Below are 18,877 nucleotides of genomic sequence, written 5' to 3'. Positions count from 1 at the left end.
TTGTTCTCGATTACCCTGATATTATTTGAGAATGATTATCATTAATGTAAATTGAGCGCGTATTATGGACTGGAATCAAAACACAGTGCAAGTAGAGATAAGTGCTGAGCATATTGAAAGATTGATATTGGATGGTCATTTGTGTGCATCACAGGTCAAATGCTTGAACAGTGAATCTAAGCAGAAGGTTTGGCAGATGTGTCTTAACATTTGTGGCAAAAAGATGTGCCGTTTGCATTGCCTACAGACAAGCCATAGCACCATTGAAACTCAGCGAAAGATTGAATAGCCGCGCCCTTTGGCACTTTATTGTGCATCGGAAAAACCAGCTTAAACTATTGATAAAAAATAAATTAGCTTAGTTTTAGCCGAGTGCCACTAACGATAGTGCAACCAACTCAACACTTCTTTCTATCGCCAAACACATGGTCAAAATAATCAAGCTCTGCCACGCGAGCATTGGCCTTTCTGTGCCATTTGCTGCTGTTCGCTACCAGCCACTTCTGCTGAGAATTAGCCAAGATCGCTTGGCTGACCTGAGCCTCACGAAGCTCATGCTCCATAGCGATCTCCATTTCATTCATCGGATTTGAATCAGACAAGTGAGAGGATACCGCTCTCACCTGAGATACTGATGCACAGCTTACTATGCCTATATCGGCGACGAACTGTTCAAAGAATCGGCTGACTTCCTCACCAACAATATCACCGTCGGTACTGCGTAACCTTCCTCCGGGCATCCAGGTTTCAATATGATCGTACTGAGAGAGGATATGAGCAGCCTGGAAATTGTTGGTCACTACGCGCAACTGGGTATGATTGAAGAGCTGCTCAGCAATAGCTGCAATGGTTGTGCCTATTCCAAGGAAAACGGTACTGCCATCAGGGATCTTCTGGACTACCTCACGAGCTATCGCACGCTTTTCATCTTGATTGGTGCTGACCCTGGAAATGTAGCTGCGGTTTGCAAGCGTCGCAGGTAAACCTACCCCACCATGATGGCGCTGCGCATATCCTAAGGTGCATAGCTCATTAATGTCTCGGCGGATGGTTTGGGTGGTGACCGAAAAATGCTCCGAGAGCGCCTCCACACTGCAGTATTCTTGGGAGGAGATCATCTCTAGCATTTGCTGTTGGCGTAAGCTCAGGTTTTGCATATTGGTAATATCAAGTTTCCAGAGTTAAAGCATAGGCTTTAGGGTCGTCCGTTATCATCATATCTACGCCCCATTGCCAGTGTTTTTCAACCAATTCAGGGAAATTAGGAGTGTAACAATACAGTTGATAACCTGCCTCTTTTATTAATTCGGCCTCTTGCTTTAGCAAAAAACGGTAATCACAATGAACGCTATAGGCCTGAATTTTACGCAGTAAAGAAAGAGCCTCATCCGGGATTTGTTGCCATAGCTGGCCTCTTCTTATCAAAGGCAATGTTAGCATCAGCTGATAGAGCGCCCCATTATCAAAGCTCGAAAACAATACCTGTGGCAGAGGTATTTCTGACTTTTCAACAACTTCTTTCACTTTATCGCACAAAGCGATGACGTTATCTTCAGGATACACCTTAAGCTCGATGTTGAGATGCAGCCCAGCCTCCTTCACGTACAAAAGCGTCTCTTCTAGGGTTGGGATGCGTTCATCAACATACCTATCGTCAAACCATCCTCCTGCATCCAACATCTTTAGTTGTGACACGCTCATCTCTCTCACGCTACCACGCCCGTTGGTGCAGCGGTTGACCGTGCGATCATGGATAACCATAGGTACCCCATCTGCCGACAATTGCACGTCGATCTCAATCCACTGACTGCCATGCTCCTTCACCAGTTTAAATGCCGCCATTGTATTCTCAGGCGCTAGGCTTGAGACACCGCGATGAGCTGTCGTTTTGCGTTCCTTTTTCATCTGAGTTCACTCTATTTTCATATTGATTCACTTGCAGAGTGTCAGCGCTTTATGACTGAAATATGTCAGTTTTTTTAAGTTGTTTCGTTTCAAATAAGTTCATTTTTCTGTAACCCAAGCGTCATTTATCTCGTTTAACTTTCACTTGAACACAAAAAAGCGAATATGAACAAAATTGAACATTCGCTTTCTTTCAGCCAACGAAAAAGGGAAACGTTATGTCTATCAAGCACCTAACCGGCGCTTTACTCGCAACTGCACTATTCAGTGCTCACGCTCAAGCTAAAACAGAAGTTGAATGGTGGCATGCCATGGGTGGCGCTTTAGGTCAAAAGGTAAACGAGATTGCCGCTGACTTTAACGCTAGCCAATCAGAGTATGAAATTAAGCCTGTTTTCAAAGGCAGCTATGCAGAAACTATGACGGGTGCGATAGCAGCGTTTCGTGCAAAAGAGCAACCGGCAATCGTGCAGGTTTTTGAGGTCGGCACTGCCACTATGATGGGCGCACAGCAAGCTATTTACCCTGTTTATCAGTTAATGGAAGACACAAAAGAACCTTTTGACGCTGATGACTACCTACCGTCTGTAACAGGTTACTACACCTCTAACGATGGCAAGATGCTCTCAATGCCGTTTAACAGCTCTACACCTGTGATGTATTACAACCAAGATATGTTTGAAAAAGCAGGCATCAAGGAAGCGCCAAAAACATGGAAAGAGATGGAAGCCGTCTCTCGCAAGTTAATCGCTTCCGGTGAAAAGTGTGGTTTCACGACTTCATGGCAGTCTTGGGTACAGATCGAAAACTTTGGTGCACGCAACAACATCCCTGTAGCGACGAATAACAACGGCTTCGATGGCTTTGACACTGACTATAGCTTTAACTCTGAACCTTTTGTTAAGCACATTGAACAGCTAGGAAAATGGTCTGAAGAAGGGATCTTCAAATATGGCGGTCGCCAATCAGACGGCATGCCTCTGTTTTACACTGGCGAATGTGCCATGACGATGGGCTCTTCAGCTGGCCTTGCTGGAATCCAAGAGAATATGCAGGACACGAATATTGGTGTAGCTGAACTTCCTTACGATGACACGCTGGTTTCCAAGCCACAAAACACCATCATTGGCGGTGCATCTCTTTGGGTAATGCGCGGTCACTCCGATGCTGAATACAAAGGCGTCGCTAAGTTCTTCAGCTACCTATCTAGCCCAGAAGTTCAGGCTGACTGGCACCAGTTTACGGGCTACCTACCCATCACTAAAGAAGCGTACGAGCTAACGAAAGAGCAAGGGTTCTACAGCAAAAACCCTGGCACGGATACCGCTGTATTGCAGATGACCTCAAGCGAGCCAACGGTAAACTCTAAGGGCATTCGCTTTGGTAACTTCCTACAAACGCGCGACATCATCAACGAAGAGTTAGAAGCAGTTTGGGCTGGCAATAAATCAGCAAAAACCGCTTTGAACACCGCTGTTGAGCGTGGCGATCAGCAACTGCGCCGCTTCGAGCGCACGCAAAAGTAACTTAGTACTGCGCCACCCATATTTGGGTGGCGCCTTTTGGACTTACCATTATGTCATCTCAAGTTGTGTTTAAGCACAAGTGGCTACCTGTAGCCTTGATAGCGCCCCAACTGATCATCACCTTAGTGTTTTTTATCTGGCCTGCTGGGCAGGCGGTTTTCCAATCCACTCAACTCGAAGATGCCTTTGGCATCAGTCGCGAATTTGTGGGGTTGGAAAACTTCATCAGACTGTTCAATGATCCACTTTATTGGGCCTCTTTTTCCACCACCATGATGTTTAGTGTGTGCGTGGCAGTGCTGGCCTTAGTCTCAGCGCTAGTATTGGCAGCATTTGCAGAGCAGATTCTACGTGGTGCGACCTTCTATAGAACGTTTCTTATCTGGCCATACGCGGTCGCTCCCGTTGTCGCCGGTTCCCTATGGCTATTTCTCTTTGACCCAACCATTGGTGTCATCACTGAAATATTAGAGGCCTTCGGAGTGAACTGGAATCCTACCCTAAATGGCGACTATGCCATGTGGATGGTGGTTATTACGTCTACGTGGAAACAGATCAGCTATAACTTTCTGTTCTTCTTAGCTGCGTTGCAATCTGTGCCTAAGTCTCTGCATGAAGCCGCCGCTATTGATGGCAGTGGGCCAATCAAGCGCTTCATGAGCATCAGCTTTCCTCTTATCTCACCAACCAGCTTTTTCTTGTTAGTGGTGAATTTTGTCTACGCCTTCTTCGACACCTTTGCGGTCATTCATGCCATGACGCAAGGCGGGCCAAGCAACAGCACCTCAACGCTGGTTTACAAGGTCTATAACGATGGCTTTATTGGCCTAGATCTAGGCTCATCAGCAGCGCAGTCCGTGATATTGATGGCACTGGTTGCCTCACTGACTGTGATTCAATTTAAATATGTAGAAAAGAAGGTGGCTTACTAATGGTAGAAAGACGACCGCTATTTAAACTCTTTTGTCACTTGGTCTTGATTGTAGGCATCGTTTCCATCGCCCTGCCAGTATGGATTGCTCTGGTGGCAACTACTCATAACAACACTGAGTTTGCCACTGGCACGCCACTGTGGTTTGGCGACCTTGGATTCAGTGTATTCAGAGACCTGCTTTCAGGCAGCGAGGCATACAACAACAGCACCCTGCCTATCCCGCAAATGCTGCTGAACTCATTCGTGATGGCCATGTGCATTACCATAGGCAAGCTGACTATCTCTATTTTGTCTGCCTACGCTGTGGTGTTCTTTCGCTTTCCGGGAAGAATGCTCGCCTTCTGGATGATCTTCTTCACCCTAATGCTGCCTGTGGAAGTAAGAATCATGCCCACCTTTGAGGTGGTGACCAATCTCAACATGTTGAATTCATACTACGGACTCACCATTCCATTGATTGCCAGTGCCACCGCCACGTTCTTGTTTAGGCAGTTTTTTCTGACCGTGCCAAAGGAGTTAGTCGAAGCTGCTCGTATTGACGGCGCAGGCCCTATCAAGTTCTTTTTTGACATCTTGCTGCCACTATCACGAACCAATATCGCAGCGCTGTTTGTCATTACCTTCATCTATGGATGGAACCAGTATCTATGGCCATTGCTCATCACTACTGACGCCAGTTATTACACCATTGTTATGGGCATCAAGCAGATGCTTGGCGTCGTCGATGGCGTGATTGAATGGAACAAGATCATGGCCACCACCATTATTGCCATGCTACCCCCTGTTATCGTTGTTATTGCGATGCAAAAAGCCTTTGTTAAAGGCCTAGTGGACTCGGAGAAATAAATTATGTCTACCCTAACTCTTTCAAATATCGCAAAGTGCTACCCGAACGGATATCAAGCTATTCATAGCCTTAACCTTTCTATTGATGACGGCGAAATGGTTGTGCTCGTTGGTCCAAGTGGCTGTGGTAAGTCGACCCTGCTCCGCATGCTCGCCGGTCTTGAAGAAATCTCAAGTGGCGAACTCAGCATTGATGACAAGGTGGTGAATGATAGAGAACCCGGCGAGCGTGATATCGCTATGGTTTTTCAAAACTACGCCCTGTATCCACATATGTCTGTCTACGACAACATGGCCTATGGACTGCGAAACCGAAAAACACCTAAGAAGGAAATTCATGAGTTGGTCACGCAAGCGGCAGAAATGCTTGAACTTAGCCAACTATTAGACCGTAAACCTAAGCAGCTCTCTGGCGGCCAGCGACAACGCGTCGCAATGGGCCGCGCAATTGTTCGCAAGCCTAAGGTGTTTCTGTTTGATGAACCCCTATCCAACCTAGATGCTAAGCTGCGTGTTCAAATGCGTCTTGAGATCAAGCGCTTGCAGAAGAGCCTTAATACAACCTCTGTTTACGTTACCCATGATCAGGTAGAAGCTATGACGCTGGCTGATAAACTGGTGGTGTTAAACAAGGGCGATATTGAACAGGTAGGCTCTCCATTAGAGATCTACGATGCTCCGGCTTCTTTATTTGTGGCGACCTTTATGGGCTCACCTGCCATGAACATCCTAGATGGACAGATCAGCGAGCTTGGTATGCACGTTGCCGATTCACTCACCACTATCGCAACTCAAAACTTAGCCTTAGGGCAAATCAAGGTTGGCCTTCGTCCTGAGCATCTATTCGTAGAGAAAAATACACCAAAGTTCTCCGTCAAGGTCGAGCTGATAGAGGCATTGGGCGCTGATCTCTTGCTTTACTGCCACACCTTAGATAGCAGTGAACAAAGACTGGTAGTGCGCGTGGATGGACACGAAAACATTAAGTCCGGCGATGTGCTAGGCCTTACTTTCAGCCACCAGCACTTGCACCTATTTGATTCGACAAGCGAAAAACGCATCGAGTTTTCCTCTCACCAAGAGTGTGTAAAAGAGGTGGTGAATGCTTAAGTCACTACACTCAATTGAGCGCCAGCAACTGGCGAACATCGAATGGTTGCTTACTGACGTAGATGATACCTTGACCTGGAAGGGGCAACTTCCTGATGTCACCCTAAAAGCCCTCTACGATCTGCAAGAAGTGGGCGTTAAGGTGGTGGCAGTTACTGGGGCATGCGCAGGTTGGTGCGATCAGATCGCTAAGGTTTGGCCCGTTCATGGGGCTATCGGAGAAAATGGCGCATTTTGGATGAGCCAAAACGAATCTGGCTTTGCAACTGAATCTAAAATCCCTCTACCTCAAATGCATCTTGAGCAAACAGAGCTTAAATCGGCGCTTGCTAAAATCTTGGAAGATTACGAGGGCATTCGTTTTGCTGCAGACCAGCCATTTCGTTTTTGCGATGTCGCCATTAATCTTAGTCAAGACAGAGAGCCCGTCAGTGAACAAGTAGCGAAGGAGTTGCTGACGAAAGCGAGGGCTTTGGTTATCGATGGCAATACTGTCAACGCGTCTCTTAGCTCGATTCATCTTAATGTTTGGATTGGCGAACACAGTAAGCGCGTAACAAGTGAAGCCTATCTCAAGGCACACTCTCCTTTTAGTGACATCGACTTAGACAAGGTGGTTTATATCGGTGATTCGCAAAATGATGAGGCCATGTTTGCTTGGCTACCCACCACATTTGGCGTGCGTAACATTCAAAAGGTGTTGCCTCAACTAGCGCACAAGCCTAGCGTGCTTTTAAATGAAGACGGTGGGTTTGGTTTCGCGCAACTGGCTCGCCATATTATTGAAGCAAAACAAGATTGTCTTACCGATCAACTGTGCCGTTCCGCTTAAAGGCCTGTTAGCCAAAAGCGATCGCGGCTAGGCACAGCACGATGAAAAAGATGAAGGGCGAAAAGAAGCCTATAAGAAAGTTTCGAGTTGGGGACCAAAGCAATAGCAGAACTGCGACAACGAGTAAGCTCAAGGACACGCTTTCCTAAATGATGAGTGACCGCAGAGAATGCCGCAGGAATCCACTTAAGACCAATGACTTGCACTGACATCTGATATGCATCGGTGTAATAAACAAGAAAGCCTAGAACAATGGATGCTCTAGGCTTTTATTTCTAGGTGCTTAATTTTCGGTTCTCAACTGTAAGTGCTCAACTACCGACTACTTTTCGTTTTTATAGATCTTGCCGTTTTTTTTGCGGCACTCAGTGATCATAATGTTGCCAACATACTCGCCATTGACGTAACAAGGCAGCCAAGGTGTTGTGCCAGCAAACGGTGTAGAAACAAACGAAAGGCAAAGCAGAGCAGATAAAAGAAGCGTTCTCATGATCATTCCCTCACAGCGACAATGACCATTCTTACGTAGTGCCGATACTTAAGTTCAAATTAGCCAAGCAATGAAATACTACCCCGTTAGAAATACACCTTAATCCCTGCCCTTGCTTCCAACTCAACATCCAGTTCATCAAGATAAATCGCAGGAGTAAGGTCGATATAAAACCCCACAGGCTTAACCCGAAACTCCGCGCCAATCCCCGGAGTCAGCGCAATATAGTGTTGGTTTCTATCCACATATTGACCACCAATAAAGAAATACATGGGCGTACCCGACACCGCAAAGGTTTTGTTCGCTCCAATGCCAAATTGGTCATCCAAACTCACATTCATTCGAAAGCCATTGTGGGCCACATCCAGCCCCCAAAACGGCTTACCTACCGAAATACCAATTCCCGTTTCAGCCTTGGCACTCAAGGATACACACAGGCCCACTGCCGCCAAAAGGCTGACTAACTTTTTCATATTACTTCCACTGCAACAATTTGCACGGATAGTAAAACGGTAAAATGTGTAAGTTGTTAATGAGAAAGAGAATTTACGGTAATCTTACAGTTCTGTTTAGGATTTATTCGAGTGGGGACATAAGGCGGACAATACAGAACCAGATAAAATTATAAGGCCTTGCAAATCACAATCTATTCCCTTTAAATACATGCCCTAACAAGCTTTTCTCAAGGGTTCATCGTGTATCTAGTACTGTATTGCCACAACATTGGTATGACGGATTTTTCGTTTTTTGAGACCGAAGATTTTGATAAGGATGATGGCTATATCGTTCGTGGTAAGTGGCCGAACGAGCAAGCTTTTCGCGACTATTTTAACAAAGAATTTTCTGATCTGGCTGATTATCAGGTGCTTGATTTAATTGCTGAAGGGAAATCGGCAGAAGACTATACGCAAAGCGACCTCATAGAGCGTGCTGACGCCATAATCTAACGTTCAGTATTAAATCCAAATCTAAAAACGCATATTCAAGGAAGATGATGTCAGGCTTAAAGCGAGAGATCACATTGATTGGTGGCATAGGCCAGATGTCTACCACCCTGCTTGGAACTGGGCTTTTCATGGTGCCCGCCATCGCAGCCAGCATTGCTGGGCAAGATATGCTATGGGCATGGTGGTTGCTTATCTTTGCAGTGTGCCCCATTGCCTTCACCTTTGCAGCCTTGGGTAAACGCTACCCCAATGCTGGGGGAGCCTCTTACTTTGTAAAACAGGCCTTTGGATCTCGCCTTGAAAAAGCCATCGCTCTTTTATTTATCAGTGTTATCCCTGTAGGTGTTCCGGCAGCCATTGCTATCGCCGGTGGATTTGCTCAGCAGTTTTTACCTAGCTTTCTGGCACAGCCATTGACTGCCCAGTTGCTTGTGGTTGTTCTTTTAATGGTCGTAAACTTTTCAGGTAGCAAAATATCCAGTCAGTTCCAAACCGGCATTGCCATTGGAATATTGGTACTCGTTGGGCTTTTTGTGTGGTTTGGTGACATTTCGGTTTCCGACAGTATTCCCGCTACTTTACCTGCCAATAACCTTCCTGCCATTGGCAGTGCTGTAGCTGTGATGTTTTGGTGCTTTGTTGGCATTGAGGCGTTTGCGCATATGGGTGAAGAGTTTAAGCGACCTGAGCGAGATTACCCTATCGCTATCTTGGTGGGCTGCCTTATCGCTGGCACTGTTTACTATCTCTTTTCTTTAGTTGTACTAAAGCATCACGCCTTTGGAACGCAGGAGTTAAATACCACCTCAGTGCCTTATCTTTCCAATCTTCTGTTTGGCTCTGGGCTAACATGGCTCATCAGCTTAACCGGATTCTTGGCATGCTTTGCCACTATCAACCTATACACACAAAGCTTAGCGCGAATGATTTGGTCACTGGCAAGAGAGTACAAACCCTCAAGCTCGGTAGCACGAATATCAATCAAGGGAGTGCCATCTGTAGCCACGGTGTTTGTTGGCATTACTTTGGCGTTATCCTGTGTATTTGGAGAGCTTTCAAATATCGATATCGAAGTGTTTCTGACCCTAGCCAACGGGATCTTCGTGGTGATCTACCTGTTTGCGATGTTAAGTGCCGTTAAGCTACTCAACGGTAAAGGAAAGGTTCTTGCGATATTTTCGACAATCTTATGTGTTCTAGTCTTATTTTCAATTGGGTTAGCTATCAGGGTGAGATCGTGAACGTTTTTTAATCAAAATCACAATCGATTTGACGATCACATTTAGCTGTGATCATATACTCCCTTTTTAGGGAGAGCATCATGCACATTGACCACTTCAAAGAACATTTTCAAACGATTATCGACCAACGCCAAGGTGCAAAGGTCACATATTGCCTGTTTGAAGTCCTTTTTGGCTCGCTATGTGCGGTGATTGCAGGCGCGAAAGGTTGGTTCGATATTCGTGAATACATTCTCGGTCATCATGATTGGTTTAAGCATAATGACTTGTTTTTGAATGGTATTCCTGCTGATGACACAATAGCTCGTATCATCTCTACCATTGAACCCGAACAGTTCCATGAGTGCTTCATTAACTGGATGTCATCAATTCATACTCTCACCGAAGGTCAAGTGATTGCGATTGATGGCAAAACACTTCGCGGCTCATATAATCGTGAAGACAGGAAGAGCACCATTCATATGATTAGTGCTTATGCGTCGTCCAACAAGCTCGTACTGGGACAGCTAAAAACCGAACAAAAAAGCAATGAAATTACAGCGATCCCTGAACTGATAAAGATGCTCGATATCAAGGGGGCCCTAGTAACAATTGATGCTATGGCCTGTCAAACCAAGATTGCTAAAGCCATTGTAGATCAAGGTGGAGACTACCTGCTTGCCGTAAAGAGCAACCAAGGAAAACTCCGACAAGCAATAGAAAAGGCATTCTCTTCTCAGCGAGCCAATGTGGCTGATAACATCTCTCTTGAGCAAGGACATGGCCGTATAGAGTCTCGTCAATGCTATGTTTTTGACAGTGCAAAACTTGAAGGTAATTTCTCTCGCTGGAAAGGCTTGAAGAGCATTGTGATGGTTGAAAACTTTCGCCTTGAGAAAGATAAATCTGTCGACCTAGAGTACCGTTATTACATCAGCTCCAAAGAGCTTAGTGCAGAGCAAGCTGCTATGGCTGTCAGAGAACATTGGGGCATAGAGTCAATGCACTGGGTACTTGATGTCACCATGAATGAAGATGCATGCCTGATATACAAAGATCACGGTGCAGAGAACCTATCATGCCTACGTCATATGAGCTTGAACATGCTCCGAGAAGAGCCAACCAAGCTAAGCATTGTTGGTAAGCAAAAGCGCTGCATGATGAATACATCGATGCTAGAGGCAGTATTAAGTGCTGGTTTTACTCGAGTGGTGAAAAACTAGGCACTCATGCGGTCACCCTGGGTTAGCTATGACTTATGCCGTTATATTATTGGCCGTAATCTGGGTTTTAATTCCTAGATTTAATAATACCAAACCAATATGACCACATTTGTTTATCTCAAAAAAAACTGTACATATAAGCATAACTTATTATTGTTAATCACCTTCATTTATAATAAGAAGAGAGCGCTACCGCTTTGATTTGAACATAATAGATCGTAAACAATGTAGCAATTCACCTCCATACTAGAATCAAACACTCTCAATCCCTAGAAAGGCGTCATCGAGTTTCCTTAACATATTCAGATAAATAGCCACAATCATTGCCAACAGCGCCAGCCCCATCACCTCAATGCCTTCTCAGCTTTCCTTGTGAGGACCTGATCCATCAAACACGATTGTACAACTCTTTCATATTATTAAAAAATCCACTTCGTTCTTTTATTATCTATGCATTTTAAAAGCACCATTAGCCAGCGATTAATTAAATAATAATAATCAATTATTCCCGCAAATATTTATTGGGAATTTTTTACTACAAGGAAATTTAGGTTTTACAATGAAATTGAAACTATCAGTTATTGCAGTATCTAGTATCTTCGCCTCCACTTTAGCTTCAGCAGCAACCGTTTATCAAAATGAAGATACCATCCTAAACTTTGGCGGTCGCGCGGAAGTACGCGGCAACTTCTCGGATGCAAACAAAACAGACAGCAACGATCACACCTACTCTGACGCTTCTCGCGTTCGATTGAGCGTAGATGGCACTCAAAAACTTAATGATGAAGTCGCATTCTTTGGTAAGTACGAGTTTGAATTAACCGAGAACGAAGACGGTGCAAAGGATGACGTTGCCGTTAACACTCGTTTCTTGTACGCAGGTGTAGAAACAAACATTGGTAACTTCTACTACGGTCACCAAAACAACGCTGTGACATACTTGACCGACTGGACCGATGCTGCAGAAACCTACAGTGGTTACATCAACGAATACACAGTTGCTACCGCAGATAGAGCTAAAAACGTGTTGCGCTATGAGTGGACGACTAACTCAGGCTTGACGGTACAAGTTGACGGCAACTTTAATTCAGACAGCGAATCTGCACAAAGTAACGGCTACGGCGCTGTTGTGGCATACGCTCTGCCTTTCGGTCTAGACATTGGTGTGGGTTATGCCGCGAGTGATGAGACTTACGGTAACGGCAATGAGACTGATACCACTGACGCATTTATGGCAGCAGCAAAATACACCCATGAAAACGGCCTATGGCTAGCCGCGTTATACCAAGGCGGTACTATCTCTACTGCTCTTGAAGGCGGTCATTATGTTAAGGGTTCAAACTACAACGCAGCGGATGCCTACTTAGGTTACGCGTTTGGCCAAAACAACGTGAACCTAACTTACAGCTACTTCCATGCCGAAGATACCCGAGATCTTGATATCAACTTCGTTGGTATCGAATACGCTCGCTACATGGGTGATGTAGCCTTCTTCGGCAGTTACAAGATCAACCTGCTTGACGAAGGTCAAGGTGGTATCGGTGACAACGACCAAGATGAAGTAATGCTGGGTATGCGTTACAGCTTCTAAACTACTAAAACAAAGAGCTCAGTCGCGTTAGTGTACTGAGCTCTATTCGTTCTCAGTTTAAAAAGTATCTCTCTATTGAAATCAGCCCCAAAAAAGTATCCTCAAAAGAGCTCCTATGCGTAAAGACTCTCGTTCGCTGCTACTTACCGCTTCTGACTCTATGCTATTTTTTATTCCCTACCTAGAGCGACACAACATTGATTGGAAATCCATAGCAAAGAGTGTCGATCTTCCGACCAAATACTCAAACAATGAGAAGTGGATTCCCGTAAAGAACTATTCATTATTTATAGAAGCCATCACCCCATTGTGCGCTCCAGACATGCCTATTATTGTGGGAAAAGAGGCTGCAAAGAGTCTATTACAAGACAGGCGACGTTTTTTCCGACCTAACGATACCTTCCAACAGGCACTCACGGCACGAATAACGCACTCTCATACGTTAACCCGACAAAATACCTACTGGCTACAAAAGTTAAATGAACAGTGGTGTTTGTGTAATAGAGGAAACCTTGCTCCTTCCTATCCAGGATACGCCGCAGTTGAGTGGTTTCGTGTTTCACTACTAATCAATTTATGTCGTCATTGGTTAGGTAACGAGTGGTCTCCGTCAAAGGTAAATATGATGACAGCCTTGCACCAAGGCTACCTGTATGAAGGTTATTTATTCACTGATACTGCAGTCGCATACAATCAACCGCATTTGACTATCGAATTGCCTCCGCTGCAAAGCTTTGAGGCGTTAGCTAGTCGCTCATTACACGCTCGCGATATCCAAGAAATCAGACTGTTGACTGAAACATACTGCCACCTTCCTAGCTTCACGATAGACTGGTTGGCGTCGCTGTTTGGAGTAACAAGAAAAACCCTTTATCGCTACCTTAAAGACAACCACACCACCTTCAAAGAAATAAAGAAACAAGCGGTCTTAAGCAAAGCCGAGCAGCTTTTAGCGGAATCTAATGAAAGTATCAGCGACATTGCTTTTCGAATGGGATACAGCGATGTGTCCAATTTTAATCGCGCAATCAAACGCCTATCCAATAAAACACCTGCTCAGATCAGAAAAGAACGCTAGCAAAAGCGAAACTTGTATAAGGTTTCACCGCCGATTAAGCCGATCACCTAAAAGTCCCCAAATGACCTATATCGTCAATACACTTAACTTTAATATGGTCACTAGGAGATAACGCCTCCTAGGTCAGTCTTGTCAACAAACTGCCTTTTCGACAAATAGTGCTCCCGAGTTACTCCCACTCGGGTAGCGCTGTTTCCTCGCAACTTGTGACATCTAATCTTCTAGGGAAGCGCTATGAGTAACATTCTTGAAGTCAGTAAGCTCGCTGGAGTATCTAAAGCGACGGTATCTCGTGTTATTAATGGCAATGGCAATGTTGGGGAACAAAACCGAGAAAAGGTTCTCGATGCAATAGCCACACTTAACTTTCGGCCTAGCAAGACAGCACAAGCCTTAGCGACCAATAAAACCAACACTGTGGCTGTTGTATTTCCTGAGTCAAATAGGTCAAAATGGGGAGTACTGTTACCCGTCATCGCAAAAGAGCTGCAAAAACATCAAATGAGCCTTAATCTGGTGTGCACCTCAAGTGATGCAACCAGTGAGTATGAAACCATTGTGCAACTTCAAGGCCAGTGCGATGCGGTACTACTGTATAGCCGAGTTCTATCAGACAAGCACATTCAAAAACTGCACAAAGAACTCACCATTCCTTTGGTAGTGATGAACCGCTCCTCTGACACATTAACGTATCCAACAGTGTCGATAGATCAGTCACAATTGACCAAGATGGCAATGGAACACCTCATTGCAAAGGGACACCGCCACATCGCCTGCATCACCGGCCCTACTGATAACCCCAGTGGTCAAGCTCGAATGAAGGGCTACATCGAAACACTTTATAAGGCTGACCTAGGCTTCAATCCATTACTCATCGCCACCAGCGACTATCAACTCAATGGTGGCTATCAAGCATGTATGCAATTGCTCGAGCTAAGAGTCAAATTCACTGCTATTGTCTGTTTTAACAACAAAATGGCGATTGGGGCTGGACAAGCCTTAAAGCAAAAAGGCATAGATATCCCCTCACAAGTATCCATAGTGAGCATAGATAATTCTGAGATGGATTCGTTTTTTGAACCTCAACTCACGTCCGTGGATAAACCTGCAAAAGAGATGGCAAAACAAGCAATACAACTTCTATTAGGTCGAATAAAGCAGTGTGAGCCTATCAAATCAGTAACCTTGTATGGCAAATTGATTATGGGAAAATCTGTGGCATCACCTACTGGCTTTTCACCTAGAACAACAAACACAACTCTTCGAAATACCCATTCAGTCGAATAAACACAGTGCTTTAAATGCGACTTATCTGGAATCTTTCAGCCTTTGCTGTGGTAACAGCGATGTAAACTACACCATCAAAGCGATTATTGGTGAGAGCAGAACTGTCGCTACCCCTGAAAACAGCATGATTAAACTTGCAATGGTCCCCGCCTTGGAATGAATGCCATAGGCGATTGCCGTGCCTGAGCCATGAGCACATGCGCCAAGACCTGCGCCTTTGCCGTGACGAGAGCGGATTCTAAATAGGCTCAGCATAGTTTCACCAACGACAATCCCGACGATACCCGTCATAACAACAAATATTGCGGTAAGATCGGGCTGACCACCAATGGCTTTGGAAGCTACTACCGCAAAAGGTGTGGTAATCGAGCGAACCGCCAAGCTTTTTTGCAGCAACTCAGAAAGATGCATACCTTTGCTCAGTAATATCGTACTCACTAGGGCAGCAATCACCGCAACCACTACCCCCAGCGAAATCGACAACCAATGGTTTTTAATCAATCGTCTGTTTTCATACACAGGGATAGCAAATGCGACAGTGGCTGGCCCTAGCATCCACACCAACCAGTGGGATTCTTGAATATAGTCGTCATAGCTAATGCCCAGCAGTAGTAGCGCAGCCACAATCAACACCGGCACCGAAACCAGTGGTATCAACCAAGTCTTGTTAAATCGACCATGCAGTGACTTAGTGAAGTAATAACCCACAACAGTAAACACAAAACAGAAAATGGCTAGATACGTGTGCATTATCGAGTACCTCGAAGTTTTTTAAGCTCATAGCGGTACACCACATCCACCACTAGCGCCGTTACCGATAGAACAAAGATGGTACTAGTGCCTATAACCAGAGCAATCTTTAGCCCTTGCTGCTCAAACAAGCTTTGATAGTTCACAATGGCAATAACCGCAGGAATAAAGAACAGCAGCATTTCGGCAATCAACCAGTTAGAACCCGCTTTAAGCCATTTCACTTTGACCACCTTGCTAAACAGCAAAGCCAACAACAAAAACATACCCAACACGTTTGAAGGCAAAGGAATATGGAAAGTAGATACAAGCCAGTCGGAGAATAGCCAAATTAGACAGAGCGCTACGATCTGTATGATGGTCATGCCTATGTGTTTTAGTTTTAAGCGGTTCATTGAAAATACGGCTGACGAAATGGTGATTAAATTATCAAACATTGAATAACCAAACTCCAATGAATAAAATGATCACAAAGTATTCCAAAAAGGAATGTAAAGATGACCATGAAAGAGCTTCAGTACTTTGTCACCCTGATCCAAAGCAAAAGCTTTACCAAAGCCTCTGAACAGCTTTTTGTCACTCAGCCTACGATTAGCAAGGCGCTTAAATCTTTGGAGAGCGCCTATGGGCAAGCGCTCATCTATCGCAATGGCAGGGAGCTAGGATTAACCGATGCTGGCGAGATCGTCTTTCAATACGCACAGTCGATACTGTTTCAACAACAAGAGTTGGAAGTGAGGCTCAACGATCTAAAACAGCTCAAAAGTGGCAAGATTACCTTAGGGATCCCTCCAATGGTGGGTCATCTATACACCCACCTCATTCAGGAGTTCTCTCTTCAGTATCCAGATATTGAGGTTTCAATCGTAGAGAGCGGCAGCCGCAAACTGGAGCGAGCCGTGCTTGATGGGAAGATTGATATTTCCATTACCATGCTCACGGAGCCCGACCCAAGATTTAATACTTGGGCTATCGGCAGTTACCCCATCTTTGCGGTATTACCAAAAACGCAGCAGTGGAAAAATAAACAACAGCTCGATATTGTGGAGCTTAAGGATCTGCCATTTTATCTGTATAACCCTGAGTTTATTATCTCAGAGGTGATCACCCAGATGTGTCTTGAGCACGGGTTCACGCCTAGAATCGGGGTTAGGAGCAGTCAGTGGGACTTTCTGGCGGCTATGGTGAAAAGTGGAACAGGCGTGAGCTTTATGCCCGAGCCCATCTGCAAAAGGCTCAATAGTGATGACTATTGCTTTATACCCATTAAACAGAACATTCGCTGGGAACTTGCCGCTATCTGGAGTAAAGAACACTATGTATCTAAAGCCAGTGAGGCTATGCTCGGTGTGATTCGCAACGCTGGCAATTAAGGTATAGTGGCAGAATCAATATTACGCTGATCTTAGCGTTTTGATCTCGGGTACAACCCTTTACCATCTTCATCTAAATAACGTTTTCGATAAAAGGAAATCAATGGATTCAGTAACACAAGCAGCACTAGGGGCAACCATTGCCGGTGCTGTCGCAGGGAAGCAATGCAATGCCAAGGTGCTGTTGGCTGGCGCCGCACTGGGCACACTGCCCGATCTTGATGTTGTTCTCGACTATGGCGATGCGGTAAGCAACACCATTAAGCATCGTGGCTTCACTCACTCTTTATTGCTATTGCCTCCATTTGCACTGCTGTTATCTTGGCTTTACTGCCGATTTCGTCCCGATGCATTCTGGAATTTCAAACGAGTCTCTGTACTGACCGTAAGCGTGCTCGTGACCCACACGCTTCTTGACGCTATGACCACCTACGGCACCCAGCTTATTTGGCCGTTTGAGGGCTATTTTGAACTGCGTAATATCTTCATCATAGACCCGCTCTATACGCTCCCATTGTTGGTGGCGATTGTTGTCGCTCTGTTTTCCAAAACCGCGGGGGCTAAATGGTGTCAAAGCGTATTGCTTCTCTCTACCCTATACCTAGGCTGGGGCTTTGCAGCTCAACAATACATCGCCAATCGAGTCGAACATAATCTAGCTGCGCAAAACCTCCCAAACAAACAGGTCATGATCACCCCCACCCCGTTTAATACGGTGCTTTGGCGAGTCGTGGTAATGGACGACGATTACTATTGGGAAGGCCTTGCATCAATACTCGATAAAGACACCAATATCGACTTTGTGGGTCGCCCATTAGGTGCATGGCCTCTAGAAGAAAAGCCAGCCACATTAAAAGGGCTGAAAGCCTTCTCGCATAACTACTTAAATTACCGCGAAGAGAAAGATTCACTCATTGTCTCGGACTTGCGACTTGGCATGGGTGACAATCTTTCATTTGAGTTTGTCTATGCCGAGCGTGACGACGCCGGTAATTGGGTATTAGTCGACGCGCCGCAACGATTTCCAAGCCAAAGAGGCTTTGAGCATCTCAGTACATTGTGGGAGCGAATGAAGGGTGATCAATCCATAGATGCAAACCTGACAACACAGACTCTAGGCTATATTCGATGACAACAGAGCTTTCTCCACCAGCTATCAAACCGTTTATAAACTGCGACGAATATCCTTGTCTATACAAGGCATTTGTCAGTGCTAAGAGCTACTCCCTAGAAGCGGGACAGCATTTGTTTCGACAAGGTGACATTCCCAATCAATTAGCACTGACCGTCAGCGGTGAGGTAGAGGTTTCTTATATTGATGAAGAAGGCAACTATGTGATCATCGAGAAATGCTCTGCTGGATTTTGGTTTGGAGACGCGGCTTTTGTGGATGGGGGTGCGCTCCCCTATTCAGCAGTCGCACTCACAGATATCAAGATAATCGGTATTCCTCACTCTCAAATACGAGTCGAACAAGCACTTCTTAATGAAGTTTATCGATTTGTTGCCCACTCCATCGTTGCGCGTTTGCGAATTATGTATGGCAAATTTGATAATCTCGCAACCCGCCCGTTAAGCGAGCGTCTTATGGACCGTTTAACACAATTAAGTGGTAGCGACCTGGTGGTTCAGATATCTCATGATGACCTTGCCTCTTACTTAGGCGTCAGTCGTCACAAGGTATCTCGAGCGATGAAAGCCCTCGACAAGCAAGGCACTATCAAACAAAGCTACCGAAAAGTAGAAATAATTAGGTAGATTTCGC

At 45.2% G+C, this 18,877-nt stretch carries 20 protein-coding genes; 14 read left to right on the top strand and 6 right to left on the bottom strand.

What is annotated here, in order from left to right; translation table 11 throughout:
* Positions 1-398 precede the first annotated feature (398 nt).
* Both A6E01_RS04745 and A6E01_RS04740 read right to left on the bottom strand, forming a co-directional pair.
* Entirely contained in the window at positions 399-1,157 is a 759-nt protein-coding gene (locus tag A6E01_RS04745) for a DeoR/GlpR family DNA-binding transcription regulator (protein ID WP_065209691.1), read from the bottom strand.
* Positions 1,158-1,167: 10 nt separating this feature from the next.
* The gene (locus A6E01_RS04740) at positions 1,168-1,905 is read right to left on the bottom strand and encodes a glycerophosphoryl diester phosphodiesterase (protein WP_017029673.1); all 738 of its coding nucleotides are present in this window, start codon (positions 1,903-1,905) and stop codon (positions 1,168-1,170) included.
* 218 nt (positions 1,906-2,123) lie between these two features.
* On the opposite strand from A6E01_RS04740, the gene ugpB reads away from it, so the two are divergent.
* The 5 genes from ugpB to A6E01_RS04715 are packed head-to-tail and all read left to right on the top strand — an operon-like array spanning position 2,124 to position 7,153.
* A complete protein-coding gene (ugpB, locus tag A6E01_RS04735; RefSeq protein WP_017030933.1) occupies positions 2,124-3,431 on the top strand; it encodes a sn-glycerol-3-phosphate ABC transporter substrate-binding protein UgpB in 1,308 nt (435 codons plus the stop codon).
* A gap of 50 nt (positions 3,432-3,481) precedes the next feature.
* Positions 3,482-4,363 (top strand): sn-glycerol-3-phosphate ABC transporter permease UgpA, encoded by an 882-nt coding sequence (ugpA, locus tag A6E01_RS04730; protein ID WP_065209690.1) that lies wholly within the window; start codon positions 3,482-3,484, stop codon positions 4,361-4,363.
* Entirely contained in the window at positions 4,363-5,211 is an 849-nt protein-coding gene (gene ugpE / locus A6E01_RS04725) for a sn-glycerol-3-phosphate ABC transporter permease UgpE (RefSeq protein WP_065209689.1), read from the top strand. The genes ugpA and ugpE overlap by 1 nt, the downstream gene beginning before the upstream one ends.
* 3 nt (positions 5,212-5,214) lie before the next feature.
* Positions 5,215-6,321, top strand: a complete 1,107-nt coding sequence (locus tag A6E01_RS04720; protein WP_065209688.1) for a sn-glycerol-3-phosphate import ATP-binding protein UgpC — start codon at positions 5,215-5,217, stop codon at positions 6,319-6,321.
* Positions 6,314-7,153: an HAD-IIB family hydrolase gene (locus A6E01_RS04715; protein WP_017029671.1), complete on the top strand. Its 840-nt coding sequence runs from the start codon at positions 6,314-6,316 to the stop codon at positions 7,151-7,153. Before A6E01_RS04720 ends, A6E01_RS04715 begins: the two co-directional genes overlap by 8 nt.
* A 322-nt stretch (positions 7,154-7,475) precedes the next feature.
* On the opposite strand, the gene A6E01_RS21395 is transcribed toward A6E01_RS04715, so the two are convergent.
* Together A6E01_RS21395 and A6E01_RS04705 are read right to left on the bottom strand one after the other, a co-directional pair.
* On the bottom strand, positions 7,476-7,643 hold the full coding sequence (locus tag A6E01_RS21395; RefSeq protein ID WP_167714318.1) for a hypothetical protein: 168 nt from the start codon (positions 7,641-7,643) through the stop codon (positions 7,476-7,478).
* Positions 7,644-7,729: 86 nt separating this feature from the next.
* Positions 7,730-8,116: a hypothetical protein gene (locus A6E01_RS04705; RefSeq protein WP_017029670.1), complete on the bottom strand. Its 387-nt coding sequence runs from the start codon at positions 8,114-8,116 to the stop codon at positions 7,730-7,732.
* Between the two features lie 222 nt (positions 8,117-8,338).
* On the opposite strand from A6E01_RS04705, the gene A6E01_RS04700 reads away from it, so the two are divergent.
* The 6 genes from A6E01_RS04700 to A6E01_RS04675 all read left to right on the top strand — a co-directional run bounded on the left by A6E01_RS04700 (position 8,339) and on the right by A6E01_RS04675 (position 14,989).
* A complete protein-coding gene (locus A6E01_RS04700; protein ID WP_065209687.1) occupies positions 8,339-8,590 on the top strand; it encodes a hypothetical protein in 252 nt (83 codons plus the stop codon).
* A gap of 47 nt (positions 8,591-8,637) precedes the next feature.
* Complete coding sequence (yjeH, locus tag A6E01_RS04695) at positions 8,638-9,831, top strand: L-methionine/branched-chain amino acid transporter (protein ID WP_065209686.1); 1,194 nt, start codon at positions 8,638-8,640, stop codon at positions 9,829-9,831.
* 80 nt (positions 9,832-9,911) lie between these two features.
* Positions 9,912-11,033, top strand: coding sequence for an ISAs1 family transposase (locus A6E01_RS04690; protein ID WP_065209685.1), 1,122 nt, complete (start codon positions 9,912-9,914; stop codon positions 11,031-11,033).
* Positions 11,034-11,592: 559 nt separating this feature from the next.
* On the top strand, positions 11,593-12,624 hold the full coding sequence (locus tag A6E01_RS04685; RefSeq protein WP_017029660.1) for a porin: 1,032 nt from the start codon (positions 11,593-11,595) through the stop codon (positions 12,622-12,624).
* A gap of 115 nt (positions 12,625-12,739) precedes the next feature.
* Positions 12,740-13,702 carry a helix-turn-helix domain-containing protein gene (locus A6E01_RS04680; RefSeq protein WP_065209684.1) on the top strand — a complete coding sequence of 321 codons (963 nt, stop codon included), beginning with the start codon at positions 12,740-12,742 and terminating at the stop codon, positions 13,700-13,702.
* 234 nt (positions 13,703-13,936) lie between these two features.
* Positions 13,937-14,989 carry a LacI family DNA-binding transcriptional regulator gene (locus A6E01_RS04675; RefSeq protein ID WP_082961340.1) on the top strand — a complete coding sequence of 351 codons (1,053 nt, stop codon included), beginning with the start codon at positions 13,937-13,939 and terminating at the stop codon, positions 14,987-14,989.
* 66 nt (positions 14,990-15,055) lie between these two features.
* Here the strand turns inward: A6E01_RS04675 and A6E01_RS04670 are convergent, their stop codons facing one another.
* Together A6E01_RS04670 and A6E01_RS04665 are read right to left on the bottom strand one after the other, a co-directional pair.
* Complete coding sequence (locus A6E01_RS04670; RefSeq protein ID WP_198589094.1) at positions 15,056-15,742, bottom strand: LrgB family protein; 687 nt, start codon at positions 15,740-15,742, stop codon at positions 15,056-15,058.
* Positions 15,739-16,176, bottom strand: coding sequence for a CidA/LrgA family protein (locus A6E01_RS04665; RefSeq protein ID WP_065209682.1), 438 nt, complete (start codon positions 16,174-16,176; stop codon positions 15,739-15,741). Before A6E01_RS04665 ends, A6E01_RS04670 begins: the two co-directional genes overlap by 4 nt.
* 60 nt (positions 16,177-16,236) lie before the next feature.
* Here A6E01_RS04665 and A6E01_RS04660 point away from each other — a divergent pair, with 60 nt between their 5' ends.
* From A6E01_RS04660 to A6E01_RS04650, 3 genes are all read left to right on the top strand, one after another.
* Positions 16,237-17,112 carry a LysR family transcriptional regulator gene (locus tag A6E01_RS04660; RefSeq protein WP_065209681.1) on the top strand — a complete coding sequence of 292 codons (876 nt, stop codon included), beginning with the start codon at positions 16,237-16,239 and terminating at the stop codon, positions 17,110-17,112.
* Between the two features lie 103 nt (positions 17,113-17,215).
* Entirely contained in the window at positions 17,216-18,244 is a 1,029-nt protein-coding gene (locus tag A6E01_RS04655; RefSeq protein WP_065209680.1) for a metal-dependent hydrolase, read from the top strand.
* Positions 18,241-18,870 carry a Crp/Fnr family transcriptional regulator gene (locus tag A6E01_RS04650; RefSeq protein WP_065209679.1) on the top strand — a complete coding sequence of 210 codons (630 nt, stop codon included), beginning with the start codon at positions 18,241-18,243 and terminating at the stop codon, positions 18,868-18,870. The genes A6E01_RS04655 and A6E01_RS04650 overlap by 4 nt, the downstream gene beginning before the upstream one ends.
* Positions 18,871-18,877: the final 7 nt, after the last annotated feature.

Origin of the sequence: Vibrio breoganii (assembly GCF_001677275.1) — a bacterium.
Classification (GTDB): Bacteria; Pseudomonadota; Gammaproteobacteria; order Enterobacterales; family Vibrionaceae; genus Vibrio; species Vibrio breoganii.
This window is presented reverse-complemented; position numbering and strand designations above follow the sequence as displayed.